At 74.7% G+C, this 25592-nt stretch carries 20 protein-coding genes; 12 read left to right on the top strand and 8 right to left on the bottom strand.

The genetic code is table 11. The annotated features are described in order from the left end of the window. Window positions 1-57 precede the first annotated feature (57 nt). The 5 genes from WMF20_RS02435 (at window position 58) to WMF20_RS02415 (ending at window position 6908) form a co-directional block, all read left to right on the top strand. Window positions 58-414: a cupin domain-containing protein gene (locus tag WMF20_RS02435; protein WP_129572836.1), complete on the top strand. Its 357-nt coding sequence runs from the start codon at window positions 58-60 to the stop codon at window positions 412-414. A 16-nt stretch (window positions 415-430) separates the two neighbouring features. Then, on the top strand, window positions 431-1414 hold the full coding sequence (locus WMF20_RS02430; protein ID WP_437610355.1) for a phosphatase PAP2 family protein: 984 nt from the start codon (window positions 431-433) through the stop codon (window positions 1412-1414). A 2-nt stretch (window positions 1415-1416) separates the two neighbouring features. Then, entirely contained in the window at window positions 1417-2304 is an 888-nt protein-coding gene (locus WMF20_RS02425; protein WP_437610353.1) for a hypothetical protein, read from the top strand. Between the two features lie 38 nt (window positions 2305-2342). Next, window positions 2343-3041 (top strand): thioredoxin family protein, encoded by a 699-nt coding sequence (locus WMF20_RS02420; protein WP_437610351.1) that lies wholly within the window; start codon window positions 2343-2345, stop codon window positions 3039-3041. Window positions 3042-3587: 546 nt separating this feature from the next. Continuing rightward, window positions 3588-6908: a protein kinase domain-containing protein gene (locus tag WMF20_RS02415; RefSeq protein ID WP_437610349.1), complete on the top strand. Its 3321-nt coding sequence runs from the start codon at window positions 3588-3590 to the stop codon at window positions 6906-6908. Window positions 6909-6942: 34 nt separating this feature from the next. On the opposite strand, the gene WMF20_RS02410 is transcribed toward WMF20_RS02415, so the two are convergent. From WMF20_RS02410 to WMF20_RS02400, 3 genes are all read right to left on the bottom strand, one after another. Further along, window positions 6943-7467, bottom strand: coding sequence for a J domain-containing protein (locus WMF20_RS02410; RefSeq protein WP_437610347.1), 525 nt, complete (start codon window positions 7465-7467; stop codon window positions 6943-6945). 13 nt (window positions 7468-7480) lie between these two features. Next, complete coding sequence (locus WMF20_RS02405) at window positions 7481-8701, bottom strand: GNAT family N-acetyltransferase (protein ID WP_437610345.1); 1221 nt, start codon at window positions 8699-8701, stop codon at window positions 7481-7483. Window positions 8702-8861: 160 nt separating this feature from the next. After that, entirely contained in the window at window positions 8862-10025 is a 1164-nt protein-coding gene (locus WMF20_RS02400; protein ID WP_129572830.1) for an alpha/beta hydrolase, read from the bottom strand. A 332-nt stretch (window positions 10026-10357) separates the two neighbouring features. On the opposite strand from WMF20_RS02400, the gene WMF20_RS02395 reads away from it, so the two are divergent. The 3 genes from WMF20_RS02395 (at window position 10358) to WMF20_RS02385 (ending at window position 16514) form a co-directional block, all read left to right on the top strand. Beyond that, on the top strand, window positions 10358-11293 hold the full coding sequence (locus tag WMF20_RS02395; RefSeq protein WP_437610342.1) for a hypothetical protein: 936 nt from the start codon (window positions 10358-10360) through the stop codon (window positions 11291-11293). A 12-nt stretch (window positions 11294-11305) separates the two neighbouring features. Then, complete coding sequence (locus WMF20_RS02390; protein ID WP_437610340.1) at window positions 11306-16027, top strand: sigma 54-interacting transcriptional regulator; 4722 nt, start codon at window positions 11306-11308, stop codon at window positions 16025-16027. A gap of 145 nt (window positions 16028-16172) precedes the next feature. Continuing rightward, window positions 16173-16514 carry a hypothetical protein gene (locus tag WMF20_RS02385; protein ID WP_437610338.1) on the top strand — a complete coding sequence of 114 codons (342 nt, stop codon included), beginning with the start codon at window positions 16173-16175 and terminating at the stop codon, window positions 16512-16514. A 177-nt stretch (window positions 16515-16691) separates the two neighbouring features. Here the strand turns inward: WMF20_RS02385 and WMF20_RS02380 are convergent, their stop codons facing one another. The 3 genes from WMF20_RS02380 to WMF20_RS02370 all read right to left on the bottom strand — a co-directional run bounded on the left by WMF20_RS02380 (window position 16692) and on the right by WMF20_RS02370 (window position 20416). After that, window positions 16692-18341, bottom strand: a complete 1650-nt coding sequence (locus WMF20_RS02380; RefSeq protein ID WP_437610336.1) for a tetratricopeptide repeat protein — start codon at window positions 18339-18341, stop codon at window positions 16692-16694. Window positions 18342-18677: 336 nt separating this feature from the next. Beyond that, the gene (locus WMF20_RS02375) at window positions 18678-20012 is read right to left on the bottom strand and encodes a LysM peptidoglycan-binding domain-containing protein (protein ID WP_437610334.1); all 1335 of its coding nucleotides are present in this window, start codon (window positions 20010-20012) and stop codon (window positions 18678-18680) included. Next, complete coding sequence (locus tag WMF20_RS02370; protein ID WP_237244956.1) at window positions 20009-20416, bottom strand: hypothetical protein; 408 nt, start codon at window positions 20414-20416, stop codon at window positions 20009-20011. The genes WMF20_RS02375 and WMF20_RS02370 overlap by 4 nt, the downstream gene beginning before the upstream one ends. A 214-nt stretch (window positions 20417-20630) precedes the next feature. On the opposite strand from WMF20_RS02370, the gene WMF20_RS02365 reads away from it, so the two are divergent. The 4 genes from WMF20_RS02365 (at window position 20631) to WMF20_RS02350 (ending at window position 23589) form a co-directional block, all read left to right on the top strand. Then, on the top strand, window positions 20631-21149 hold the full coding sequence (locus WMF20_RS02365; protein WP_129572826.1) for a hypothetical protein: 519 nt from the start codon (window positions 20631-20633) through the stop codon (window positions 21147-21149). Next, the gene (gene ruvA / locus WMF20_RS02360; protein WP_129572825.1) at window positions 21146-21766 is read left to right on the top strand and encodes a Holliday junction branch migration protein RuvA; all 621 of its coding nucleotides are present in this window, start codon (window positions 21146-21148) and stop codon (window positions 21764-21766) included. The genes WMF20_RS02365 and ruvA overlap by 4 nt, the downstream gene beginning before the upstream one ends. A 215-nt stretch (window positions 21767-21981) precedes the next feature. Then, window positions 21982-23100 (top strand): FHA domain-containing protein, encoded by a 1119-nt coding sequence (locus WMF20_RS02355; protein WP_437610332.1) that lies wholly within the window; start codon window positions 21982-21984, stop codon window positions 23098-23100. Window positions 23101-23190: 90 nt separating this feature from the next. Further along, on the top strand, window positions 23191-23589 hold the full coding sequence (locus WMF20_RS02350) for a (deoxy)nucleoside triphosphate pyrophosphohydrolase (protein ID WP_129572823.1): 399 nt from the start codon (window positions 23191-23193) through the stop codon (window positions 23587-23589). 81 nt (window positions 23590-23670) lie between these two features. On the opposite strand, the gene WMF20_RS02345 is transcribed toward WMF20_RS02350, so the two are convergent. After that, window positions 23671-24699, bottom strand: coding sequence for a FecCD family ABC transporter permease (locus WMF20_RS02345; RefSeq protein WP_437610329.1), 1029 nt, complete (start codon window positions 24697-24699; stop codon window positions 23671-23673). Next, window positions 24696-25571, bottom strand: a complete 876-nt coding sequence (locus WMF20_RS02340; RefSeq protein ID WP_437610327.1) for a type III pantothenate kinase — start codon at window positions 25569-25571, stop codon at window positions 24696-24698. Before WMF20_RS02340 ends, WMF20_RS02345 begins: the two co-directional genes overlap by 4 nt. Window positions 25572-25592 lie beyond the last annotated feature (21 nt).

Below are 25592 nucleotides of genomic sequence, written 5' to 3'. Positions count from 1 at the left end.
CGCTTCTGTAACTGATGGATTCTCCAGCAGCTTCACTCGCCGAGGAGGAGGATCGCCATGAGGCAGCAAATCGACGGGGCCGTGGTGCTGACCGCGGCCGACGAAGACGCCACCGAGTATTTGCCCAACAGAGGCGTCTTCTTCGCGCAGCTGCTGGGGAAGGGGCTCGGGCAGGCCTTCGGCTTCTACAAGGGCAGGATGGACCCCGGCTGCGAGATCTCGCGCGAGCTCCATACCGAGACCAGCGAGACCATCTACATTCTTTCCGGCAAGGCGCTCGGCATCGTCGGCGACCGCGAGGTGCCGCTCGGCCCCGGCCAGATGATGCACGTCGACAAGAACGTGCACCACGGGCTGCGCAACGCGGGCGCCGGGCCGCTGGAGTTCCTCGTCATCGGCCACCCCGACTTCTGATCGCGCGGTCCGCCCCTTGAGGTGCACCGCTGCCCTACGGTCCGCCTCCGGCGCGCTCGCCGCGGCAGCGATGCTCGGCGCGGCGGCGGCGCAGGCCGAGCCGGCCCCGGCGCCGCCCAGCGCGGCGCCGCCGGCCGCGTGGACCGCGGCGCCGCCGGCCGCGTGGACCGCGGCGCCGCCGGAGCGCGCGCGGCGCGAGGTCGCGTGGGACCCGCGCTGGCCGCGCTTCCGCGTGAGCGAGTACGTGGCCACGGGCCTCCTGGCCGCGACCGCCTTCGGGACGCTGGCCATCCCGCCCTCGGAGGGCCGGTGGACGACCGTGAACGGCTTCGACGGCTCGGCGCGAGAGGCGCTGCGCATCCAGAGCGATCGCCAGCGCGAGATGGCGCGGGACGCGAGCGATCTCCTGCTCACGCTCATGACCAACCACCTCGCGGTGGACGCCCTGCTGGTGACCTGGTGGGGGCACGGGCGCGGCAGCGTCGCGTGGGAGATCGCGATGATCGACATCGAGGCGCTCGCGTTCAACGCGGCGCTGAACGGCGTCGTCGCGGGGCTCACGAGCCGCGAGCGCCCCTACCGCGCCGGGTGCACCGGGCCCGAGCAGCAGCAGGACCACGACTGCCGGGGGAGCAAGCGCTACCGGAGCTTCTTCAGCGGCCACAGCTCGACGGCGTTCACGGCGGCGGGGCTGGTGTGCTCGCACCACGCGCACCTGCCCCTGTACGGCGGCGGCGCGCCCGACGCGCTCGCGTGCGCCGCGTCGCTCGGCACCGCGGCCGCCGTGGCGACGCTGCGGGTCGTCTCGGACCAGCATTTCACGACCGACGCGCTCACCGGCGCGGCCATCGGCACCCTGACGGGCCTCGGGCTCCCGTGGCTCCTGCACTACCGCGGCGGCGCCCCGGCCTCGACGTCGGGCCGCGCGCCGCGCGGGGACGGCGTCTCGATCCGCTTCGTGCCCGCGCCGCTCGGCGGGTACCTGCTGGGCAGGTTCTAGCGATGGCGCTGCGCCGCACGCTCGCCGCCGCCGCGGCGCTCGCCGCGCTCGCCCCCGCCGCGGCCCGCGCCCAGGACCCGGCCGACCTGCCGCCGCCCGCCGCCGATGCGCCGCCGGTGCCCTCGGGGGTCGACCTGCTCCAGAAGCGCTCGTACTGGGCGCGGAGCGCGGGCGCGCGCCCGTTCGTCTCCGCGGTGCTGGAGCTCGGCGTCATCTATTACCGGCCGAGCCTCGCGCTCGGCTACGGCAAGCCGCACTGGTCCTGGCTCGGGATCGAGGGCTACGCGAGCGTGTCGCCGAGCGGCGGCGCGGAGTACGTCGGCCTCCGCGCGGCGCTGCCCAGCGTGGAGCTCCGCGGCGGCGCCCGATACGCCTTCTCGACGAGCCAGTATTTCCTCGAGCCTCGGGCGTCGTACACGCGCAGGGAGACCGAGCTCATGCAAGGTCCCCTGTCGCGCTATGTCGCTGGGGAGATCGAGGTGTCGGGCTCGATACCCCTGCTCGGAGGCAGCCTGTTCGGCGTGGCCACGGGCTACGCCGTGCTCGGCGCGCCCGAGGGGTTCTACCTCTACGAGGAGGCGCTCCACACGGTGATGAAGCCGCCATACCTCTACCGCGCGCGGCTCGGGTTCATGGGGGAAATGGACAAGTTCGGCGAGCTCCGGTTCGGCGCCGCCGCCGAGGTGATCGGCAACCCCGGCCGCGGCAGCGTCATCGTGCGCGTCGGCCCGGTGCTGGCCATCGCGCTGACACACCACCTGGACGCGGTGGGGACGGCGATGGTGGTGGCGGCGACGCCCGATCGGCTCGGCTTGCTGGGCGCGGATCTCGGGCAGCTCGGCCTGCGGTACCGGTGGGCGACCGGAGATCGCTGGCCGGAGTTCCCCTGACGCATGCGCTCATCGCGGGGCGTGGTAAGCGTCTCGGCATGAACAAGCTCATTCCCCTGACCTTCCTCGCCGCGGCGCTCGCGGCGTGCACCCAGCCCGGCGAGCCCAGCGCGCCGGCGGCGAACGGCGCCGCGGCGGCGCAGCCCGCCAAGGCCGCCGAGGCCAAGCCCGCCGAGGCGAAGGCGGCCCAGGCGCCGGCGACCCAGGCGAAGATCGGCCAGCCCGCGCCCGATTTCACGCTGCCGGACCTCGACGGAAAGCCCGTCAAGCTGGCCGACTACAAGGGCAAGACGGTCGTGCTCGAGTGGTTCAACCCCGGTTGCCCGTTCGTGCAGCTCTCCCACAGGAAGGGCGGCCTGAAGGGCGTGCCGGCGCAGCACATCCAGAAGGGCGTCGTGTGGCTCGCCATCAACTCGGGCGCTCCGGGCAAGCAGGGCACCACCCGGGAAGAGAACGTGAAAGCAACGCAGGAGCTCGGGATGAGCTACCCGCTCCTCATCGACGAGAAGGGCGATGTCGGGCGCGCGTACGGCGCACAGCGCACACCGCATATGTACGTCATCGACCCGCAGGGCACGCTCGTCTACGCGGGCGCCATCGACAGCACGAAGGGCGGTGAGCCCGAGCCGGACGAGCAGGTCACCAACTACGTCGACGCGGCGCTCGCCGACCTCACCGCCGGAAAGCCGGTCTCCACGAAAGAGACCGAGGCGTTCGGCTGCACCGTCAAGTATTGAGCGCCCCGGAAGCGGGCCCATCCGCAGCATCGCATCTGGACCCACCCCGGCGTCACGTCGCGCGCCTCACCAAAGGTCGCCACGGACGTTGTCGCGCGCGTCAATTTTCTGCGTCCGCCCTGAGCAGCGCGCCCCCCGCACCCGCGCGCACGCCGCGCGGACATCGCCCCGCGGCCAGCATCGCACCCTCGGCGCCGTCCTGAACCACGGCACGATACCGTGGCTCGGGCCGCCCGGGTATTGACATGGACATAAACTACGGCTTACCGTTGCACGACAGTTCTGTAACGACATCGCTCGTAGCTCACGCCCCAGGCGAGACGCTCACTGGCTGGCGACCAGGCGTTCGGGAGATGGCGAGTCGAGGCCATCGCGCTGGGAGCTGCCGAGGCAGGTGCGGATGCGAAGGTTCATGTCGGTGCGCTCGCGGGCGATGAGCTATGAATCGTGCAGCGGCTCGCGCGCGGTCGTCGCGACCCCCCTCGGGCGGGATCTGCGCCCAGAGCCCGGGGGGCGCCGCCTTCGATGTTGAAGAGGGTCCGGTTCATGAGCCGAGCGGGGAGAGCGAGCCCGGAGAGCGCGAAGGTCGCGCGTCCGGCGGCCCCGGAGCCCACGTCGAGGCCCGTCCCGCTCGCGCCCGAGAGCGGGCCGTCGCGCTCCGCGGCGCCGGGAGGCTCCGGCGCCACGCAGGACACCGTGTTCGCGTGCGTCGATCCGCCGTCGTCGCGCGTGCCGAGCCGGTTTCCGATCCGCGACTGGGACCGCTACGAGTGCGTATCGCTCATCGGCAGGGGCGGCATGGGCACGGTCTACAAGGCCAAGGACCCGCGGCTCCAGCGGTACGTGGCGCTCAAGCTCATCCGGGGCAACGACCCGGATCTCGCCCAGCGCTTCATCTGGGAAGCGCAGGCCCAGGCCCGGGTCGAGCACCCGAACGTCTGCAAGGTGTACGAGGTCGGCGAGGCGCAGGGTCAGCCGTTCATCGCCATGCAGTACATCGACGGCCAGCCGCTCCACCGCGTGGCGCAGCAGATGTCGCTCGAGCAGCGGGTGAAGATCGTGGCCGACGTGGCGGACGGCCTCCACGCCGCCCACCGTCTCGGGCTGATCCACCGCGACATCAAGCCGGCGAACATCCTGGTCGAGCGGACGGCCGACGGCGCCTTCCGCCCCTACCTCCTCGATTTCGGGCTCGCGCGGGACATCGCCGCGGACGGCCGGGCGACGACCAGCGGCGAGGGGACGCCGGCGTACATGGCGCCCGAGCAGGTGTCCGGCGGCCAGCGCCAGCTCGACCGCCGCACCGACGTCTACTCCCTCGGCGCCACGCTCTACGAGATCCTCGCCGGGCGCCCGCCGTTCGTCGACCCGTCGGTGACGAGCCTCGTCGCCCGGGTGGCGAGCGAGCCGCCCGTGCCGGTGCGCCAGATCGACAGGCGGATCCCGCTCGATCTCGAGACCATCGTGATGAAGTGCCTCGAGAAGGAGCCCCAGCGGCGGTACGACTCCGCGACGATGCTCGCCCTCGATCTCGGGCGCTACCTCGAGGGCGAGCCGATCGACGCGCGGCCCGCGAGCCTCGTTTACCGCGCCCTGAAGCGGGCGCAGAAGCACAAGCTCGCGGTCTCGGCGGCCGCGGCGGCCCTCCTCGTGCTCGCCCTCTCGGGCGCCGTCGCCCTGCGCGCGAAGCTCGCCGCCGCGCGCCAGGCCGAGCGCTCGGCGCACATGGCGTCGCTGGCCCAGGGCTTCGGGCAGGACGTGAAGGAGATGGAGCTCTTCATGCGCTACGCGTACGCGCTCCCCCTCCACGAGGTGTCGCGGGAGAAGGAGGTCATCCGCGCGCGCATGGGCGAGATCGACCGGAAGATGCAGGCCATGCGCGACGCCGGTGGCGAGCTCGTCGAGGGCCCGGGCCACTACGCGCTCGGGCGCGGGCACCTCGCGCTGCACGAGCCCGAGGAGGCGCTCTCGCACCTCGAGGCGGCGCTCGCGAGCGGCTACGCCGCGCGGGAGGCGAAGCTCGCGGCGGGCCTCGTGCACGGGATGCTCTACAGAAAAGGGCTCGACCGGGCGCGGCGCCTCGCCGACAAGGGGGAGCGGTCCGCGCAGCAGCTCGAGCTCGAGGAGCGGCACAGGCTCCCGGCGCTCAAGCACCTCAGGGACAGCGCGCGATCGGCCGCGGAGCCGTCCTCGTACACCGCGGCGCTCATCGAGCTCTACGAGGGGCGCTTCGACGAGGCGCTCGCCGACGCGCGGCGCGCGTTCGCGCGTTCGCCCTGGGAGTACGAGGCGAAGATGCTCGAGGGCGACATCCTGCTCGCGAAGGGTGCGGCGGCGCGCGACCTCGGGGAGCCCGACGCGGCGCTCGCCGAGTTCCGGGACGCCGTCGCCTCGTACGAGGTCGCGGCGGAGATGGCCGAGAGCGATCCCGACGTCCACGAGGCGGCCGCGCGCGCCCTGAGCGAGATCATGCTGATCGAGGCGCAGCGCGGCGGCGGCGCCGACGAGCTCTTCGCGCAGATCATCGCCCGCTGCGACAAGGCGCTCCGCGCGAACCCGCGCGCGAGCGGCGCCCACGCGAAGAAGGCCTGGGCCCTCGTGCACCGGGCGAGGCGCGACCTCGCGCGCGGCGCGGATCCGCGGCCGGACCTCGTGCAGGCGATCGCCGAGAGCGAGCAGGCGGTCCGGGGCGACCCGTCGGACGCGACCGCGCACGGCGCCATGGGGGCGAGCATCTTCCTGCTCGCGTCCCACGAGAGCTCCCTCGGGCTCGACGTGCGGCCCTCGCTCGGGCGCGCGGTCGAGAGCATGGAGCGGTCGCTCGCGCTCGACCCGAGCTCCTTCTGGGCGTGGAACGACGCCGGCATCGCCTACGGCATGATGGCCGAGGACAGCGCGTCCCGCGGCGCCGATCCCCTCCCCCTCTTCGAGCTCAGCGCGTCGCACACGGAGCGGGCGATCGAGATCGCGCCGTACGACGCGCCGCTGCACCTCAACCAGGGCTGGTTCTACGCGCAGCGGGCGCAGTACGAGCTCGACCACGGGACGCCGCCCGAGGAGTCGCTCGAGCTCGCCAAGGACAACCTCGAGGCGGCGCTCCGGCTGCGCCCGGACAGCCATCCGGCCCACGGCGCCCTGGCCCTCGCCTACCTGATCCAGGGCCGGTACGAGCGGCTCGCCGGCGTGAGCCCGGAGGTCTCGCTCGCGCGGTCGCTCGACGGGTACGGCGCGGTGATGCGCCTCCGCCCGGGGGATCTCGAGGCGCAGCAGGGGGCCGGCCTCGCGCGCCTCGAGGCGGCGCGGTGGGCGCTCGACCGCGGGGAGGATCCGGCGGCCGAGCTCCGCGCGGCGCGGGGCGCGGTCGAGCGCGTCCTCTCCGCGAAGCCGGGGAGCGCGGGGGCGCTCCTCGCGCTCGGCCAGGTCGACCTGCTCGCGGCGCGGTGGTTCGCGTCCCGGGGCCGGAGCCCGGCGCCGCCGCTCGACGCCGCGGAGCGCGCGCTGCTCCGGGCCCTCGAGTCGAGCGACCGGAACGCGCGGATCTTCGGCGCCGTGGCCGAGGTCCACCGGCTGCGCGCGACCTCGGCCGCGCCGAGCTTCCTCGACGCGCGCGCGGAGGTCGAGGCGGGGCTCGCGATGATCGATCGCGCGCTGGCCATCGACCCGGCCCTCCCCGCGGCGAGCGCCGAGCAGGGCGCGCTGCTCCTGCTGAAGGCGAAGGCGGAGCCCGAGCAAGCGCCGCGCCGGGAGCTCTCCTTGCGCGCCGCGTCCGCGCTCGAGCGGGCGCTCCGCGACAACCCCCTCCTCGCGCGCGAGTACGCGCCCCTCCTCGACGAGGCGGGGAAGGCCGCGGAGGCGGTGAAACGCTAGCTCCACCCGCTGGCGGGCGCTCTGCCCCGCGGTGCTACGCCCGGCGCTTCGGGCGTGAGATCCTGGACATGGCCTCGTCGTGGGCCCACTTGACGCGCATGAACTCGCCGGCGTCGCCGCCGCGATCGGGGTGCGTGACCAGCGCGAGCCGGCGGAACGCCCGGCGGACCTCGGCCGCGCCGGCTGCCTCCGAGAGGCCGAGCACCGCGAACGGCGACACGCCGCGCGCAGACGCGGGCCGCGACGGGGCGCGCCGCGACGGCCCGGACGCAGGCGGCGGGGGCGCCTCCCGCCGCGCGCGCGGCTTGGGCCACGGGGGCTCGCCGCGCAGGACGCGCGTCCAGGCCGTCGCCCACGCCGGCTCGATCTCGACGAGCGGGCGCCCGGCGGCGCGCTCGGCCTGCGCCCTCGCCTCCTCCACGGTCCGCGCGCCGCCCTGGCTCGCGTCCGGCGGGCGGAACGGCTCGCGCGCGGGCTCGGCCGTCCACCAGGCGGCCCACAGGAAGCGGCGGCGGCGCGTCGGGGTCACCGCGTAGACGCCGCGGAGCGGGAGCGTCATCGGGGGCGGGCCCTCAGAAGATCTCGGGGCACCACGGCGCGCGCGCGGCGCGGAACAGCCGATCCGCGCGCTCGACGGCGCCCTCGGAGAGCGCATCGACCTGGCCGGCGTCGGCGAGGCACCGGAACGAGACGCCGCCGAGGTACGCCGAGCCGAGCGCCGCGACGTCGAGGCGGAGGTCCGGCGCCGCGCTGGTCCGCGCCGCGCGCCGCTCGCCGCCGTCGAGCCGGAACCGGCCGGCGTTCCAGGGGCAATCGCGGTCGGAGATCTCGAGCGTGAGCGCCTCGGCGCTGCCGTAGGCGCGCGCCGCGAGCGCGGCCTCGACGTCCACGATGCGCACCCAGATCCCGTCGCTCGCCGTGAGGCGCAGGCGCCGCGGCTCGACGAGGAGCAGGCCGAGCGGGTGATCCGGCGGCAGGAGGCTCGCCTCGATCCGCTGCGCCAGGTCGAGATCGAAGAGGTAGCGCCAGACGAGCCGGGTCCCGAGCGGCGTCGCGCCGATCGCCTCGATCACGCGGACCGAGCCGACCGGGATGCTGGAAGCGTCCCACTTGTGGTGCACGCAGTAGAGCGCGTACGCCTCCGCGCGCCCGTCGACCTCGATGACGACGCGCTGGAGCGGGCCGCCCCCCTGGCGGGTGAAGTCGTTGTCGGCCAGCCGGCGGACCTGCCACCACACCTTCGAGCGCGCGAGCATCCCGGGGGCGAACGCCCGGGCGCGCTCCCAGATCGGCGCGAACGCCTCGATCGCCGCCGCCTCGTCGAGCAGCCGCGCCCGCCCCTCTGCGCCCGCCTCGTGGCGGAACGCGGCGCGATCCCGCTCGATCGAGATGGAGCACGCCTGGGACGCGATGCCGTAGCCGAAGCGACCATAGATGCCGCCCTCCGTGGCCCAGAGCGAGGAGATCGGCCGCCCCTCGGCCCGCGCGTCGTCGAGGTGCCGGCGGATGAGGCGCGTGAGGATGCCGCGGCGGCGGTGCGTCGGGTTCACCGCGACCATGGTGAGCCCGGCGACCGGCACGGCGCCGCCCGGGGCGGTCATCGTGAGCGAGTACGAGCCGGCGGCCCCGACGACCGACGCGCCGTCGTAGGCGCCGATGCGCGACGTGAGCTCCGGGAGGCGCTTCGCGCTCTGGAGGCGGTCGGGGCTCGCGGCCATGCCGAACGCGGTGAGGATGGGCTGGGAGAACTCGGCCTGCTGCTCGGCCGTCATCTGCCGGAGCTCGATATCCATGCGGCCACGATAGCAAAGGAGCCGCGCGCACCGGCGCAGAAGCAAAGGAGCCGCGCGCAACGGCGCAGAAGCAGAGGAGTCGCGCGCAACGGCGCAGAAGCAGAGGAGTCGCGCGCAACGGCGCGGCGATCTCCCCGGGTGGCGCCGCGCCCGCGGCGGCCTACGCGCTCAGCCGCTCCCGCTCCCGCGCCGCCGCGCGCCGGACCCGCGTCTTCAGCCAGGCCTCGATGAGCGGCCACACCGTGAGCGGCGCGTCCCTCCCGACCACGATGTCGAGGTGTCCGCGCGGGAACTCGCGGTACGTTTTGTCCGAGGACCGGCTGAAATTGTAGGCCGGCTTCACGGACGCCGGCGGCGCGAGGTCGTCGAGCGTGCCCGCGACGACGAGCAGCGGCAGGTCCAGGTGCTCGAAGCGCTCGGCGTAGCCGAAGAGGCTCCCCATGTGGTGGCCGCTCTTCCGCGACGCCGCCGCGTCCAAGAACATGTTCCGCAGCACCGTGATGCTGCCGCTGTCCATGGCGAGCGACATGTGCTGCGTGAGCACGCGAGTCTCCATCGAGCCCGGGACGAACCCGCGGATCGGCAGCGGGAAGATCGGGCTCTCGATGAACGCGCGCACGAACCGGAACGGCTCCCCCCACGCCGACAGCGGCAGCGCCCCCTGCCCGAGCGGGACCCGCTGATCGACCGTCAGCATCAGCCGGCCGACCAGCTCGAGCACCCGCGACCCGTGCGTGAACAGATAAGGGCTCCCGAGGGTGACGATCCCGCCGACCGCGTCGCCCATCGTCGGCGCCGTCGCGTAGCTGATGAGCCCCCCGAGCGAGTGCCCGATCAGGTACACCGGCCGCGGGCCCGAGATGCGCCGGACCTCCTCGATCGCCGCCGGCACGTCCTCGCGGACGAAATCCGTCACGTGACCCGGCCGCCGCGCGCCGAGGTGCCGCGACCGCCCGTGCCCGCGCAGGTCGAGGTTGAAGACGTCGAAGCCCGCCCGCGCCAGGTAGTTCGAGAAGCTGCGCGACGGCAGGTGCCAGATGTACCGGTTCTGGCCGTACCCGTGGATCAGCAGCACGCTCGCCACCGTGCTCCGCAGCCGCGCGCTGCGCTTCCGGATCATCGCGAGCGGCACGTCGTGCACCACCGGCTCCCGGTCGACCCCCGGGTCTTCCCCGCCCGGCGCGCGCGCCCCCTCGATCCCGCGGCTCGCCGGCGCGACCTCGACCGCCGTGCTGCGGACCCGCACCACCACGAGCTCCTTGATGAACCTGTCCCGCTCATCGCGGTCGACCGTCTGCTCGACCTGAGACTGATGCAGGATCATCCTTTCCGTCTATTGCGGATTATTTTGCCGTACGCAACCTCGGACCGACGCGCTTCGCACGCCGGGTGCGCCGGCGCCGCGGCGCCGCCAGCGCCGGTATCGTACGACCGCCGAGGCCAGGGCGCGAGCGAGCGCGCTCGGGCACTCCCTGGTGGAAAAAGCTCTGCCTTGGGCGGTCCGCAGGCGTCACACGGCGCGGCGTCTCGTGTACCCTCCCCTCGGCTGGTACCCGGTGCACCGGGGCGCCCGGAGAACCGGAGCTTGGCCTCGGCGCGTCCGTTCCGTGCGTGCCCGGGTCCGGCCTTGACCTTACGCATCGCTAGGTGACCTCAATGTACCACTTGAAGATGGGTCGGCAGCTCGCGGTCGGGGTGCCTGCCAGGGCCGCTGCGCTCGCCGCGTTGCTCGGCGCCGTGTGCTTCGCCGGGACGGCCCGCGCGCAGCCGAAGGACGGGGGCGGCAGCACCCCGGACGACGCCGTCGCAGCGGACGAGCAGGCCAAGGACGAGCAGGCCAAGGACGACAAGGCGCCCGCCAAGGACGATGTGCCGGATGCGCCGCCCGAGGCCGCGGACGACAACAGCCCGTTCGAGAAGGACGGCAAGGCCCACAAGTTCATCGGCCTCCGGCTCCGGAACGTCATCGTCCCGAAGTTCATGATCAACCTGTTCGCCGACGGCGGCGCGACGGTGAACGTCTTCATGATCGGCCCGGAGTTCACCTCGCGCAAGAACGGGCTCGAGATCGATCTCGGGCTGTCCTACGCCGACTACTCGATGGATCCCTTCCTCTTCAAGGGGAAGAACGACGACCAGTTCGCCTGGGAGATGGTGTCGAGCGACATGAAGCTCCTCTATTTCACGAGCGATCTCCTCTTCGACGTCCCGATCGACGACAAGGGCCGCTTCTCGCTCCTCGTCGGCGGCGGCGTCGGGATCGGCCTTGTGTTCGGCGACCTCCACCGCGCCCAGGCATACCCGGGCGCCCCGGGGTCGAACCCGAGCCCCGACGACGTGAGCGCGTGGAGAAAGTGCTCCGGCGTGGGCGGCCCGGGCGGCGCCTACTGCGACGGCTCCAACAACCATTACGGCGATTACAGCGAGCCGAGCTGGGTCAACGGGGGCTCGAAGCCGTCGGTGTTCCCGTGGATCTCGTTCCCGCAGGTGAGCTTCCGGTACAAGCCGATCAAGCAGCTGCAGACGCGGCTCGACGCCGGGTTCTCCATCACGGGCTTCTTCTTCGGGCTGTCCGCCGGGTATGGCCTCTGATCGAGGGATCGCGTGACGTCACACCCGCTGTTCCCCCCGCGGTATGAGCCGATCGGAACGCTCGGAAAGGGCGGCGGCGGCGAGGTGTGGGCGGTGCGCGACCGGATCACGGGCAAGGCGGTCGCGCTGAAGACGCTCGGCGAGGACGCGGACGAGCCGGAGGTGCTCGCGCTCGTCCGCGAGGCGGCGGCGCTGTCGGGCGTCGAGGGCCTCGGCGTGCCGCGCGTGCTGCGCTTCGGCCGGCTGCCCGCGTCGGGGCGGCCCTTCATGGTGCGCGAGCTCGTCGAGGGCACGAGCCTCGCCGACCTGCTCGCGCGCAAGGGCGACCTGGCCAGGAACCTCGCGGCCATCGCCGACGCGGCCGACCAGCTCACGCGCCTGCACCGCGCGCTCCTGCTGCACGGCGACGTGAAGCCCGCGAACGTCATCGTCGGCGAGGGCGGGCGCGCCACGCTGGTCGACCTCGGCCTCGCCGCGCCGTTCCGCGACGACGGCTCGCGGCCCGTGGGCCTCACGCCCCGCTACGCCGCCCCCGAGCTCTTCAAGGGCGACCCGCTCACCGTCCGCGCCGAGGTGTTCGCGCTCGGCGCGACCCTCGCCGAGGCGCTCCGCCAGAGCGAGGGCGAGCGCGATCCGAAGGTCGTCGACGCGCTCCAGGAGGTCGTCGACCGGGCCACCGCCAAGGAGCCGAACGCGCGCTACCCGAGCGCGGACGAGCTCGCGAACGCGCTCCGGCGCGCCGCGCGGCTCCCCTGCGGGCCGAGCGAGGAGCCCGCCGGGCCCGCCGAGCCGGGCGCGCGGCCCGACGCGGGCGCGGGCGCGGTGGTCTGGCCGATCGTCGGGCTGGACGCGCCGTCCGGCCGGCTGCTCGCGCAGATCATGGCGCTGCCCGCGGGCTCCGGGCTCTCGATCGCCGGGCCGCCCGGCTCCGGGCGGAGCGCGCTGCTCCGGCGCATCGCGTGGTCGCTCGAGGTCGGCGGCTACGCCGTCGCGTGGGTCGAGGCGGCCCGCGTGGCCGACCCGCGCGGGGCGCTCGCGATCGAGCTGTCGGCGCACGATCTCGGCCGGGTGACGGCGCTCGTCGACGACGCCGATCGCCTCGGCGACGCGGAGATCGAGCGGCTCGACGAGGTCCGGAGGGCCGGCGGCAAGCTCGTGCTGGTGCTCGGGGCCCCGCAGGAGCGCGCGGCGGGCGGCGCCGAGGGCGCCCCGGCGGCCGCCGCGCCCTCGCCCGGCCGCGCCGCGGCCTTCGCCGGCGGGTTCCAACGCTTCGAGATGGCGCCGCTCGACGAGCAGGTCGCCCGCGAGCTCGTGCAGCGCACCATCCCGTCGCTGAGCGACGCGGTGGCCGCGCACGTCGTCGCGCGCGCGGGCCGGTGGCCCGGGCGCATCCGGGAGATCGTCGCGCGCATCGCGCGCGCGCCCGTCGCGTCGACCGAGGACGTCGATCGGCTGCTCGAGGCGCCCCCCGCCTCGGGGGCGGCGGCGTCCGGGCCGGGCGGCGCCGGCGCCGAGGCCGCGGCGCTGCCGCCCGCAGAGATCCACCGGCTGCTCGACCGCGGCCACTTCGACGCGGCCGCGGAGGCGCTCGGCCGGCTGCAGAGCGACGGCTCGCCCGTCGTGGTGATCGCGCGCGCGCGGCTCGCCGTGAACCGCGGCGACGCCGCGCGGGCGCTCGCGGAGCTCGCGCGCGTGAAGGACCAGGTCGAGGCCTCGGGCGATCGCGCGCAGGCGGCGTTCTGGTCGCTGCAGATGGCCCGGGCGCTGCTCCGCACCGGCGACTACGTCGAGGCGGAGCGCCGCGCGGGCGAGGCCGTCGAGCGGGTGGGCCCGGTCAAGCTCGAGGCGGAGCTCCCCGGCGCGCCGCGCCCCGAGGTCGCGACGGCCGCCGCGTTCGGCGCCTCGCCCGAGGCGATCGTCGCCGAGGCGGTGGCGACGCGCGGGCTCGCGCAGAGCTTCGCCTCGCGGCACGAGGACGCGAAGCGCTCGCTGGAGCACGCGGTGCGGCTCGCGCGGCTCACGGGCGAGCCGCGGATCCTCTCGGTCGCGCTCGTCTCGCTCGCGTTCGCGCTCCAGCGGGACGACCGCCTCAGCGAGGCGAAGACCGTCTACGAGGAGGCGCTCACGGCGGCGGAGCAGGCCGGCGACGCGGGCACGCTCGCGACGACCCGCCTGAACCTCGCCGCGCTCACGAAGCTCCAGGGCGACCTCGGCGCGGCCATCCGCCACCTCGAGGCGGCCGTCGACCTGGGCCGGCGCTCGGGCCGCGTGACGACGATCCGGCAGGCGCTCCTCAACCTCGCGAACCTCGACCTCTACCTCGGGCGGCTCGCGCGCGCCCGGGTGTCGCTCGACGCGCTCGCGGCCCAGCGCGCGGATCTCGCGCCGCAGCAGCACGCCCAGCTGCTCGCGCTCGAGGCGGAGCACGCGGCGCGCTCCGGCGACCTCGAGCTGGCCGAGCGGCTCTGCCTGGAGTGCGCCGAGGCGTACGAGGCGATGGGCCGGCGGATCGACGGGGTCGAGGCGCGGCTCGAGCGCGTGCTCTTCGCGGTGGCGCGCGCCGGCGCGGACCCGCGCGCCCTCGGCGAGGAGATCGACGTGGCGGCGGAGCGCCTCGGGACGACCGGCGCCCACCGGGCGCTGCTCGCGCTCGCGCGCGGGCGCGTCGCGGCGCTCGCGCGCGACGAGTGGCGGGCCCGGGCGGCGTACGACGAGGCGCTCGAGGCGGCGCGCGCGGCGGGCCAGCGCGACTGGATCTGGCGCGCGCTGGAGGCGCGGGCGCAGCTCGAGACGGAGCGGGGGCACCTCATCCGGGCGCGCCACGACCGCGAGGAGGCGCTGATCACGCTGGAGGAGATCGCCTCGAAGCTGCCGCGCGACCTCAGGGAGGTCTTCTGGAACGACGCGCGCCGCAAGGAGATCCGGGCGGCGGCGATGCTCGAGCTGATGAGCAGCCGCACGGTGCCGTTCGCCCAGACGGGCGCGGCGCCGGCGTCCGGCGCGGGGCCCGCGCAGGGCGCGGCGCCCGCGCAGGGCGAGGACCGGCTGGCGCGGGTGCTCGAGATCAACCGGGAGATCGCGGGCGAGCACGACCTCACGCGCCTGCTCGCGAAGGTGACCGATCACGCGATCGCGCTCCTCCAGGCGGAGCGCGGGTTCATCATCCTGCAGCGGCCGCCGCGCGGCGAGCCGCCGCCCGCCGCGGGCGAGGGCGCGGTCGATCTCTCGATCCACGCCTCGCGCGACCAGGCCGGGGACGATCCGCACGCGCGCTTCTCCAGCTCGATCGCCGAGCGGGTGATCTCCACGGGCGAGCCGGTCGTGACCGCGAGCGCGCGGGACGACGCGCGCATGAGCGATTACGTCTCGGTCCACCAGCTCATGCTGCAGTCGGTCGCCTGCGTGCCGATCCGGCAGCGGAGCGGGCAGGTGATCGGCGCGCTGTACCTGGAGACGCGCCTGAGCGCGGCGGCGAAGTTCGAGGCCGAGCTCCCCACGCTGACGGCGCTGGCCGACCAGGTGGCGATCGCGATCGAGACCGCGCGCCTCGTCGGCGAGAACGAGCGCCGCGCCCGCGAGCTGGAGCGCGCGAACGAGGAGCTGCGCGCCGCGCGCGCCAAGCTGGAGGAGCTCCTCGGCCACCGCACCGCGCAGCTCGCCGCGACGCGGCGGGATCTGCGCTCGGCGCGCGCGGTGATCCGCGGCCATTTCGGCTACGAGGGCCTGGTCGGCACGAGCGAGGCGATGCGCCGCGTGTACGCGCTGATCGACCGGGTGAAGGACACGGACATCCCGATCCTCATCACGGGCGAGAGCGGGACTGGCAAGGAGGTCGTCGCGCGGACGATCCACAACGCGAGCCCGCGGGCGAAGAAGCCGTTCGTGGGCGTCAACTGCGGCGCGATCCCGGAGCACCTCCTGGAGAGCGAGCTCTTCGGGCACATGCGCGGCGCGTTCACGGGCGCCGATCGCGACCGCAAGGGGCTCTTCCGGGAGGTGACCGGCGGGACGATCCTCCTCGACGAGATCGGGGAGATGCCGCAGAAGATGCAGGCGGGCCTGCTGCGGGTGCTGCAGGAGAAGGTCGTCCGCCCGGTCGGCGGCGCGCGCGAGGAGCCGGTGGACGCGCGGGTCATCGCGGCGACGCACCGGGATCTCGCCGACATGGTCTCGCGCGGCACGTTCCGCGAGGATCTCTATTACCGGCTGCACGTCGTCGAGGTGCGGGTCCCGTCGCTGCGCCAGCGGATCGAGGACATCCCGCTGCTCATCGACTATTTCCTCGGGATCTTCGCCGCGCGCTACGGCCGGGATCGCCGCAGCGTCTCGCGCGCCGCGCTGAAGCGGCTGTCGGCGTACAGCTGGCCCGGCAACGTGCGGCAGCTCGAGAACGTGCTGCTCAACGCGTGGGTCCTGTCGGACCGCCCCGAGCTGGAGAGCGACGACTTCGAGCTCCCCGACGCGGCGCCGCGGTCGCTCCGTGGCCCCGAGGCCCCGCCCCCGTCGCGGGCGCCGCTCGGCGGCGGCGGGGCTCCATCGAGCGCCGGCCGGGCCCCGCCGTCGAGCGAGCCTCACCGGGTCGAGACGTCGCTCGACGCGCACAAGGCGAGCGAGCGCGAGCGGATCCTGGTGGCGCTCTCGAGCTGTAACTGGAACCGGGTGAAGGCGGCGCAGGTCGTGGGCTTGCCGCGCCGGACGTTCTACCGGCGCCTGAAGGAGTACGGGATCCAGTGAGCGCTCGCCGCCGCGCATGGGGCGCCGGTGGGGTGGGGCGGCGCTCGCTGCGGTCTTGCCGGGCTGCGCGCGCGCAGGCACGCTTGTGCCGCGCGGAGCGGGCGCGCCCTGCCGGTACGCCACCCCGAGACGCGCGCAGGATCCCGTGAGCGATCGATCGAACCTCGCAGCCTCCATCGACGGTGCACCCCTCCCGGACGAGGAGGCGCGCGATCTCTGGACGCGCTTCAGCCGGTACATGGATGAGCACCGCGGCGACATGGCGGGCTTTGCGCGCGAGAACGGCTACGTCAGCGTGACGCCGACCTTCGATCGCGGGCGAGCGCTGCTCGTGGTCCGGACGACGGAGGCGCCGCCGGAGAAGCCCGCGCCGCGCGGCGGGGGCGAGCCGGGACCGCGGGGAGGCGGCAAGCCGGCCGCACGGGGCAGCGGCAAGCCGACCCCGCGCGGCAGCGGCAAGCCGGCGCGCGGCGGGCGGCGGCACTGAGAGACCATCCTCCGTCTCTCGTTCTCGTCTTCTGTTCTCCTCTTCCCTCTTCCCTCTTCGTGCGCGTGCGCGATTCACTCGGAATCAACGCGCACGCGCACGAAGGACGCGCACGGAAGACGAGAGACGAGAGACGAGAGACGAAAGCTTAAAGTAGAACCTCTGCCCTTCGGTCTCTCAAAACCTCTCTCGCTCGAAGCGCCCCGGGCTGACGGGCACCCTGGAGTCGCGCGCGCCCTCCTCCGGGCGCGCCGTGATCCGGCCGGAGAGGACCGCCTCCGCCAGCTCGCGGACCTCGGGGCTCGTCGCGCGATCGGCGCGCGCGAGCGCCTGCTCGGCCGCGGCGCGGGCCTCGGCCGCGCGGCCCGCGAGCGCGTGCGTCCGGGCGATCTCGGCGAGCGTCGCGGAGAGCTCCGCGGCGTTGCCCGAGACGTCCAGGAGCCGCTTCGCGCTCAGGTACAGCGCGAGCGCCGCGCCGAGATCCCCCTGGATGCGCGAGAGATCGCCGCGCGCCCGGAGCACCCCGGCCTGCCCCGCGCCGTCCTCGAGCACCTCGAACAGGGCGAGCGCCTGCTCGTAGTCCGAGAGCGCGTCCTCCAGGTCCGACGCGTCGGCCGCCGCGACGCCCACGAGCTCCGCCACCAGCTCGAACTGCTTGCGGCGGAGATCGCCCCGCGCCTTGAGCGTCGCGGCCTGGCCGCGGCGCTCGAAGCCGGTGCGGAACAGGGCGAGCGCCCGGTCGTAGTCGCGCACCGCGTCCACGAGGTCCTCCTGCAGCGAGCGCATGTCCCCGCGCGCCTTCAGGACGGCGGCCTGCCCCAGCACGTCGCGCGTCGCCGTGAACAGCTCGAGCGCCTGATCGTAATCCCGCTCGGCGCCCGCGAGATCCTCCTGCCGGGTCCGCAGATCGCCACGCGCCTTGAGCACGCCGGCCTGGCCGAGGTGGTCCTCGGTGGCCTGGTACAGCGTGAGCGCCCAGTCGTAGTCGCGCGCCGCGCCCGTCATGTTGTCCTGGCCGAGCCGCATGTCGCCGCGCGCCTTCAGCACGCTGGCCTGCCCGCTCCGATCCCCCGCGCCCTGGAACAGCGCGAGCGCGGTGCTGTAGTCGCGCGCCGCGCCCGGCAGGTTGCGGAGGCGGACGCGCAGATCGCCGCGCGCCTTGAGCGCCCGCGCGTGCGCCGCGCCGTGCGGGCGGGCGCGGGGCGACTCCGTGGGCCCCGCGCCGTCGGCGTCGGGGGCGGCCCCGCGCGACCCGGCGCGCGGCTTGAGCGGCTCGCGATCGCCGAGCTGCAGGAAGAGCTGGATGGCCAGATCGTAGTCGCAGACCGCGCCGCCGAGATCGCCCTCCTCGGCGCGCGCGAAGCCCCGCGCCCGCAGCGCCTCCCCCTCCCCCGCGCGGTCGCTCGCGGCCTGGAACAGCGCGAGCGCCTCGTCGTAGTCGCGCACCGCCTGGACGGGGACGCCCTCCCGCAGGCGCAGCGCGCCGCGATCCATGAGCACCTGGGCCTGGCCGGGCGCGTCGCCCGCGGCCTGGAACAGCGCGAGCGCCTCGTCGTAGTCGCGCGCGGCGCTCGCGTAGTCGCTGCGCCGGAGCAGCAGGTTGCCGCGCTCGCGCAGCGCGTGGCCGCGCGCCTCCGGCGCCGTGCCGGTGAGGCTCGGGGGCGCGGCGCTCGATCGGGGGCCCCGCATCGCGCCGTCGCCGAGCACCTCGGACAGCGATCCGCTCTTCGGGGCGCAGCGCTCCGACGCGCTCTCGAACGAGCGCTGCGTGGCAGGCTCTCCATCCACGCCCTTCAGCTCGGACTGGGCTTCTGCGCGGCGACGCATGATAGACGGAACATCATACCGCGGCCGCGCCCCCCTCGTGGAGACATTGCGCCGACGCCCGCGCGTCCATGCACATTCCGACTCCGCGCCTTCCTCGCCCTCCACGCCTCCACGTACACGCGTCGGCGCGTCGCCGTACATTTCCGCGATGGCGCTTTTCGTCGCGGTCAGCGCGGCGCTCGCCCCCGCCGTCCGGGTCGCGAGCCGCGGCGCGGCGATGCCCCGGCTGTGCCGCCGCGCACCGCCGCGGATCGCGCCCCCACGCAGGCGACGGCGACGCGGCGGCCCGACCTCGCACGGCGCCGCGCCGCGGCGGTCCCCGCGTCGCGGCGGCGATCAGAGGCCCTTGCGCGAGACGAGCACCGCGTCCCGCTCGACCTCGTACATCGCGCTCGTCACGAGCGCCGCGGCCGTGCGCTCGCGCACGTTGAGCACGCGCAGCTCGGCGTAGGTCTCGTCCGGGAGCAGCTCCTCGTCGATGCCGAACTTCGGCGCGTCGACCTGCGCCGGCCGCTCGTCCTGCACCCGCGGCCGGAGCGTCGCCAGCTTGCCGGCGCCCCCGAGCTGCTGCACCCAGCGGTCGCCGCGCCGCACCGCGAAGAAGCGCTGCCCCGGCTTCACCCCGTCCTTCTCGCCCTTGTCGATGAACACCACCTGGTGCTGCCCGAACAGCTGGTAGGGGTAGATCGCCGCGATGATCCGCGCCTCGAGGTCCGCGTCGGCGCTCGCCGGCGGCACCACGTCGAAGCGGCGCGCCACCCAGCCGACCCGGTCCCCGCGCTCGATCACGTCGAGCGACTCGATGAGCCGCGCGCGCACCATGTGCGTCTTCGGGTTGTAGCGATCGACGCGCGCGGTGCCGCGCACGGTCACGAGCTCGCCCTTGTCGTCGCCGCCGCTCTTCACCTTCTTGATCTCGCGGAAGATCGTGAGCTCCTGGCCGATCGCGACCTCGTGGTCGCCCGAGAGGCGGAGGTAGACGTCGTCGCCCTCGCTGAGGAGCATCTGGTCGTCGGGGCTGGCGACGAGCTCCCCCCACGTGTCCTTCTTCACGTCGTCGACCCAGCCGAGGTCGCGCAGGAAGATCGTCTTCGCCGGCACCCGCCCCCCGCGGCCCGCCTTGGTCAAGCCGAGCCCGATGCTGCCGCGGGTCGGGGCCTCGTTCGGGTCGCGGAGCCGGATCCGGTCGCCCGGGTAGATCCAGTGCGGGTTCTGGAGCTGCGGGTTCAACGCCCAGACCTGCGGCCAGGCGTAGGGGTTCGTGTAGTACCTGCCCGAGATGTCCCAGAGCGTGTCGCCGCGCCGCACCGAGTGCGACTCGGGCACGACCTGCCCCTCGACGACGTAGCTCCCGTTCGCGCTGCCCCGCACCGAGGCGGGGCCCTCGCCGCGGCGGCCCAGATCGAAGCCGTCCGACGCGCGGGACGTGTCCGTGGTGCCGCGCGAGCTCGAGGGCAGGTGGGCGTTCGGATCGAACCCCGGCTGCGGGTAGCCCGGCACCACGACCTGCGTCTCGACGGTCGGCTGGGCCGGCGGGAGCTGGACCACGGTGACGCCCGGCCCCTGGCCGGCGCCCTCCCCGCCCCCCTGCTCCTGGGCGAGCGCCAGCAGCGGCGCCGCAGCGAGCGCCAGGGAGAGCGGGACCAGCGTTGCCTTCGGGTGGAACTTCATCGCTTGCGCCTCGACGGGGTGGAGGGTGGCGGGCTCGGCGGCGGCGATCCGCCCGGCGGCTCGTCGATCACGACGCCGCGCGCGGTCGAGCGGAGCACCGGCGGCCGCGCGCCGTCGTCCTCCGGCGCGAGCCGCACGACCTCGAGGTCGGGCCTGTCCAGCTCCTCCGGGGAGGCGGCGCGCGGCCCGGCCTCGTCCGGGCGCGCCGCGACGCGCGGGGCGACCCGCGCGCGCTCCAGCGAGCCCACCCGGTCCGCGAGCACGGCGCTGTCCGCGCGCACCCGGACGAGCTCCGCGCGCAGCTCGGCGAGCTGCTGTTCGACCGCGTCCCGTCCCCCGCCGCACCCGGCGGCGAGCGCGGCGAGCGCGAGCCCCATCGAGCCGATGCCCAGGCCAATCCTCATGCGGCGCCCAGCCTACCCGCCGCCGCGCCGGCCGGCCAAACGCTCGGCGATCTCCGCCCGGCGCGCGGCCCTGCTCCCCGCGCCGCGCGGCCGTCGCCAAGCACCGCGCCCGCCGCGCCGGAGCGACCCGGGCTCCACGCGCGGCGCGACGTCGCGCGTTACGGAGCGCGCGCAGTTCTGCTAGGGTCGCGCCCCGAGAAACGAGCTGCGAGGGGTGAACGTGCGGAAATTCTTCTTGATTTTCCTGATCGCTGCGGCGGGCGCCGCGTGCGGCGGCGACGACGGCCCGGGGACCGCGGAGACCGCGTGCTTCGACTACGGCAAGTTCGACGGCGCGACCCCCGCGGTGAGCTTCGCGACCGACGTCCTCCCCGTCTTCCAGCGGTCCTGCTCGTTCAGCTCGACCTGCCACGGCGCCGAGGCCGGCTCGGCCGGGTTCGCCTACCTCGGCCCGGCGGTGAGCGAGCAGGCCACGCCGGCGCAGATCGACGCGATCGTGGCCCAGAACGTCGGCGTCCCGTCGCGCGCGCCGTCCGGGATGCCCCGGATCGCGGCCGGCGACCCCGCGAACAGCTTCCTCATGCACAAGCTCGACGACACCCTGAGCTGCGGGGACCTCGAGTGCGCCCCCGACCAGTGTGGAGCCCCGATGCCCTACACCGGCGACACCCTGCCCGCGGCGGAGCGCGACGCCATCCGCCGGTGGATCCACCAAGGGGCCAAGGTCAATTGATCGGCCGGCTCTCCGGCCACGTCGTCGAAGAGGGCGACGAGGGCACGGTGGTGCTCGACGTCGGCGGGGTCGGCTACGAGGTGACGGTCCCGCTCGGCGCCGTCGGGCGCGCGCGCGGCATCGCCGCGCCGTCGGGCTCCGACGCGATCACCCTGTTCGTCCACACCCACGTGCGCGAGGACGCGCTCCTCCTCTACGGCTTCGCGACGCGCGAGGACCGGGCGGCGTTCCGCGTGCTCATCGGCATCTCCAGCATCGGCCCGAAGATCGCCGTGGCCATCCTCAGCGCGCTCGGCGCGGGGGAGCTCGCCGCGGTCATCGCCCGCCGGGAGACCGCGCGCCTCACCGCCATCCCCGGCGTCGGCAAGAAGACCGCCGAGCGGCTCGTCCTCGAGCTGAAGGACAAGCTCGTCAACCTCCCCTCGGTCGCGCCCTCCGCCGCGGCCCCGCCCCCCGCAGCCGTCGGCTCGAAGCAGGAGCTCCTGCACAGCGCGCTCACCCGCATGGGCTACCGGCCGGCCGAGGCCGAACGGGCCGTCGCCGCCCTCGGCGCGCGGGTCGACAGCGCCCCGCTCGGGGATCTCGTGCGCGACGCGCTCGCGCTCTTGGTCAAGTGAGCGCCGCGCGGGGGCGCGCCGCCGGCGAGGCGAGCCGGCGGCCGCTCCGGGCCCCGCGCCGGCCGCCCGCACATTCCGCCGGCCGCCCGCACATTCCGCCGGCCGGCCGCGCATGAAGGAGCGACAGACTGTCGACAGAGGGCGGCCGCGGCGAATATGCTCCCGCCGCCGTTCGCCTTGAGACCCCGTCCGGTCGCTCGTTGTGAGGAGGCCTGGTGATCACCTGCCCGAAGTGCTCCAAGGAAAATCAGGACCATTACAAGTTCTGCCTCGGCTGCGGCGCCGAGTTGCCTCGCGACGTTTCGCCGAAGAAGTTCGCGGCGGGCACCCCGCCCCACGGCGTGCCGGCGGCCTCGCGGTCGAACCAGCCCTACGGCGATGAGCCGACGGCCATCGGCACCGGCGCCCAGAAGGGCCCCGCGGTCGCGCCCCCGCCGCCCGCGCTCGTCGATCCGGCGGCGTTCTCCGTGCCGGTCCGCGGCGAGGACACCGGCACGAGCAGGAAGGCCGCGGCCGCCGCGCCCGCCGCCGCGCTGCCGTCAACGCCCGCGGCGTCGGCCGGCGCGGGGACGGTCGTCTGCCCGCAGTGCCAGGAGCCCAACCCGCCGACGAACAAGTTCTGCGCGCTCTGCGGCTTCAAGCTCGTCAAGCCGGCGGGCGCCTCCGTGCAGCCGCCCGCGCCGGTCGTGTCCACGTCGGGCGCCGCGAACGTCGTGCTGACGGCGCTCCGGGCCGACGGCACCGAGGCCGGCTCGTACACCCTGCCCACGAACCCCACGACCGTGGGGCGCGACGCAGGCGCGATCTTCGGCGGCGACAGCTACCTCTCCCCGCGCCACGCGACGTTCTCGATCAAGGGCGGGCGCCTCTTCATCAAGGACGAGGGCTCCCTCAACGGCGTCTACCGCAGGCTGCGCAGGGACACGCCGGTGCAGCTCGAGAACGGCGACGTCTTCCGCATCGGCCAGGAGATCGTCCGCGTCGAGTCGCTCGCCCCCGCGCCCGCGACGCCCGACGGGGTCGAGCGGCTCGGCAGCCCCTCGAAGGGCTACGTCGCGCGCCTGGCGCTGATCATCGGCAGGGACGCGACCGGCAACGCGTTCCCCGTCCCCGACACCGGCCTGCACCTCGGGCGCGAGCGCGGCGACATCCTCTTCCCCGAGGACGGCTACGTCTCCGGGCTCCACTGCCAGATCTCGCACCAGGGCGGCCGGCTGTTCCTCACGGACCTCGGCAGCTCGAACGGCACCTTCCTGCGCGTCCTCGGCGAGGCCGAGGTCGCCGGCGGCGACATCCTGCTCATGGGCCAGCAGCTGTTCCGCGTGTCCGTGTGAGGCCGCGCGGCCCGAGCTCCGAGGGCGCCACCGTCCCGCTCGCATAACCCCACGCCCCGCCGTACGCTGGGCATCTCTGAGGCACTCGCCATGGAAATGGTCCGCACCATCCGCGTGGTCGCCGCCGTGATCGAACAGGACGGCCGATACCTCATCACCCAGCGCCGCCCGACCGCCGTGCTGCCGATGCTCTGGGAGTTCCCCGGCGGGCGGGTGGAGGAGTCCGAGACCGACGCGGCCGCGCTGAAGCGCGAGGTCCGGCACCGGCTCGGCGTCGAGATCGAGGTGGGCCAGCTGATCTCGTTCGTGAGCCACCCGTACGAGCGCTACATCGTCGACCTGTACCTCTACGAGTGTCACATCAAGGGCGGCGAGCTCGCCTCGCTGGCCGTGAACGCGTTCCGGTGGGTCACGAGCGCCGAGTTCGATCGCTACCCGTTCACGCCGGCCGACGAGGCCAGCATGAACAAGCTCCTCGGCATGGCCTGACGCGCCCGGGGCGGCTCGCGCGGGCCACGCGCCGCGCGCCTGTGAGGGCGCGCGCCGGCCGGCCGGCGCGCTGGGCCGCCCTCACAGGCGCGGCGAGCGCCGGAGCAGCGCGAGGAACAGCGGCCCGCCGAGGACCGCGGTCACCGCGCCCACGGGCGGCTCCGTGCCGAGCCACCGGAACGAGACGCGCGCGAGGAGGTCGCACGTCGTGAGCAGCACCGCGCCGGCGACGAGCGACAGCGGCAGGAGCCGCCGGTGATCCGCGCCGGCCAGCCGGCGGACCGCGTGCGGGACGATGAGCCCGACGAAGCCGATGAGGCCGGTGCGGCTGACGATCGCGCCGACCACGCACGAGGACGCGAAGAAGATCCGGCGCTCGACGGCGCGGACGTCGACGCCCAGGGTCCCGGCCGACTCGTCGCCGAGCGAGAGGAGGTTCAGGCGCGCGGCGTCGGCCAGGAGCACCGCGCAGCCCGCGACGACGTAGGCGGCGACGCCGAGGAGGACCGGGGCCGTGGGCAGCTCGACGAAGCCGATGAGCCACCGGAGCAGCTGCTGGGAGCGCGAGGGGGAGACGATCGTCTTGAGGAACGTGATGAGGCCGGCGGCGATGGAGTTCACGATCACGCCGGCGAGGAGCATCGAGGCGCCGGAGGTGCCCTCGGCCGCGCCGCGGGCGATGGCGTAGACGAGCACCGTCGCGACGAGGCCGCCGGCGAGCGCCGCCGCGGGCAGGAGCGTGGCGCCGAGGACGGTCGCCGAGCCGACGCCGAGCGCGATCGCGAGCGCGGCGCCGAGCGCGGAGCCGCCGGAGACGCCGAGCACGTAGGGCTCGGCGAGCGGGTTGCGGAGCAGCGCCTGGAACGCGGCGCCCACGGCCGCGAGGCCGGCGCCGGAGATGGCGGCGAGGAGCACGCGCGGGAGGCGCACGTCGAGGAGGAGCGTCCGGTCGAGGCCCGGGCCCGAGAGGGCGCGCTCGACCGAGACGGGCTCGGCGCCGAGGAGGACGGCGAGGAGGAGCGCGAGGGCGAGCGCCGCGGGCGCCGCGGCGAGGGCGAGCGCGGGCGCGCGTGCGGGCCGAGAAGCGCGGCCGGACGCGGGCGCCGTCAACCCTGGCCGCATCCGCCCGCCGCGGGCGGATGCAGGGCCGGCCCGCTGCCGCGCTCGGCGTTCCGCTCGTAGATGAGGCGCAGCCCGGTGAGCGTCAGGTCGTCGTCGACCACCTCGATCGTCTCGGTCTGCGGCGCGATGAGCCGCGCCAGGCCGCCCGTGGCCATGACCCGGCACGGGTAGCCGAGCTCCCGCCGGAGGCGGTTCACGAGCCCGTCGACGAGCCCCGCGTAGCCGTACACGATGCCCGACTGCATCGAGTGGACGGGGTTGCGGCCGACGACCCGGGGCGGGAGCGCGATCTCCACGCGGGACAGCCGCGCGGCGCGGGAGAAGAGCGCCTCGGCGCTGATCTGGATGCCCGGCGCGATGACGCCGCCCAGGTACTCGCCCTTCGGGGTCACGCAGTCGAACGTTGTCGCCGTGCCGAAGTCGACGACGATGACGCCGGAGGCGGCGTGATCGCCCCGGCCGGGCGCGGGTGGCGGCGCGGGCTCGGGCGACCGCTTCATCCACTCGTGCGCCGCGACCGCGTTGACGATCCGGTCGGCGCCGACCTCGCGCGGGTTCTCGTAGAGGATGGCCATGCCGGTCTTGATGCCCGGGCCCACGACGAGCGGCTCGATGCCGAAGGCCCGCTCGACGAGCCCCACCATCGTGTCGGTCAGCGTCGGCACGACGCTCGCGATGATCGCGCTGTCGATGCGGGCGAGGTCGACGCGGCGGAGATCGAGCATCTGCCGGACGAGCACCGCGTACTCGTCCGCGGTCCGCGAGCGCGCGCTCTCGCAGCGGAGGTGGTGCCGCAGCACGTCGCCCTCCAGCACCCCGAAGCTGATGTTCGTGTTCCCGACGTCGATGGCGAGCAGCATGCTGGCTGGACTCTAGCGCCG

It is taken from the genome of Sorangium sp. So ce834 (assembly GCF_051521425.1).
Lineage (GTDB): Bacteria > Myxococcota_A > Polyangia > Polyangiales > Polyangiaceae > Sorangium > Sorangium cellulosum_D.
Note: the sequence above shows the minus strand (reverse complement) of the source record. Positions and strands in the feature narration are given on the sequence as shown.

What these genes read in the sequence shown, in the direction of transcription:
- WMF20_RS02435 (WP_129572836.1), top strand. Translation starts at nt 58, where the DNA reads ATGAGGCAGCAAATCGACGGGGCCGTGGTGCTGACCGCGGCCGACGAA.
- WMF20_RS02425 (WP_437610353.1), top strand. Translation starts at nt 1,417, where the DNA reads ATGGCGCTGCGCCGCACGCTCGCCGCCGCCGCGGCGCTCGCCGCGCTC.
- WMF20_RS02420 (WP_437610351.1), top strand. Translation starts at nt 2,343, where the DNA reads ATGAACAAGCTCATTCCCCTGACCTTCCTCGCCGCGGCGCTCGCGGCG.
- WMF20_RS02415 (WP_437610349.1), top strand. Translation starts at nt 3,588, where the DNA reads ATGAGCCGAGCGGGGAGAGCGAGCCCGGAGAGCGCGAAGGTCGCGCGT.
- WMF20_RS02410 (WP_437610347.1), bottom strand. Translation starts at nt 7,467, where the DNA reads ATGACGCTCCCGCTCCGCGGCGTCTACGCGGTGACCCCGACGCGCCGC.
- WMF20_RS02405 (WP_437610345.1), bottom strand. Translation starts at nt 8,701, where the DNA reads ATGGATATCGAGCTCCGGCAGATGACGGCCGAGCAGCAGGCCGAGTTC.
- WMF20_RS02400 (WP_129572830.1), bottom strand. Translation starts at nt 10,025, where the DNA reads ATGATCCTGCATCAGTCTCAGGTCGAGCAGACGGTCGACCGCGATGAG.
- WMF20_RS02395 (WP_437610342.1), top strand. Translation starts at nt 10,358, where the DNA reads ATGTACCACTTGAAGATGGGTCGGCAGCTCGCGGTCGGGGTGCCTGCC.
- WMF20_RS02380 (WP_437610336.1), bottom strand. Translation starts at nt 18,341, where the DNA reads ATGCGTCGCCGCGCAGAAGCCCAGTCCGAGCTGAAGGGCGTGGATGGA.
- WMF20_RS02375 (WP_437610334.1), bottom strand. Translation starts at nt 20,012, where the DNA reads ATGAAGTTCCACCCGAAGGCAACGCTGGTCCCGCTCTCCCTGGCGCTC.
- WMF20_RS02370 (WP_237244956.1), bottom strand. Translation starts at nt 20,416, where the DNA reads ATGAGGATTGGCCTGGGCATCGGCTCGATGGGGCTCGCGCTCGCCGCG.
- WMF20_RS02350 (WP_129572823.1), top strand. Translation starts at nt 23,191, where the DNA reads ATGGAAATGGTCCGCACCATCCGCGTGGTCGCCGCCGTGATCGAACAG.
- WMF20_RS02340 (WP_437610327.1), bottom strand. Translation starts at nt 25,571, where the DNA reads ATGCTGCTCGCCATCGACGTCGGGAACACGAACATCAGCTTCGGGGTG.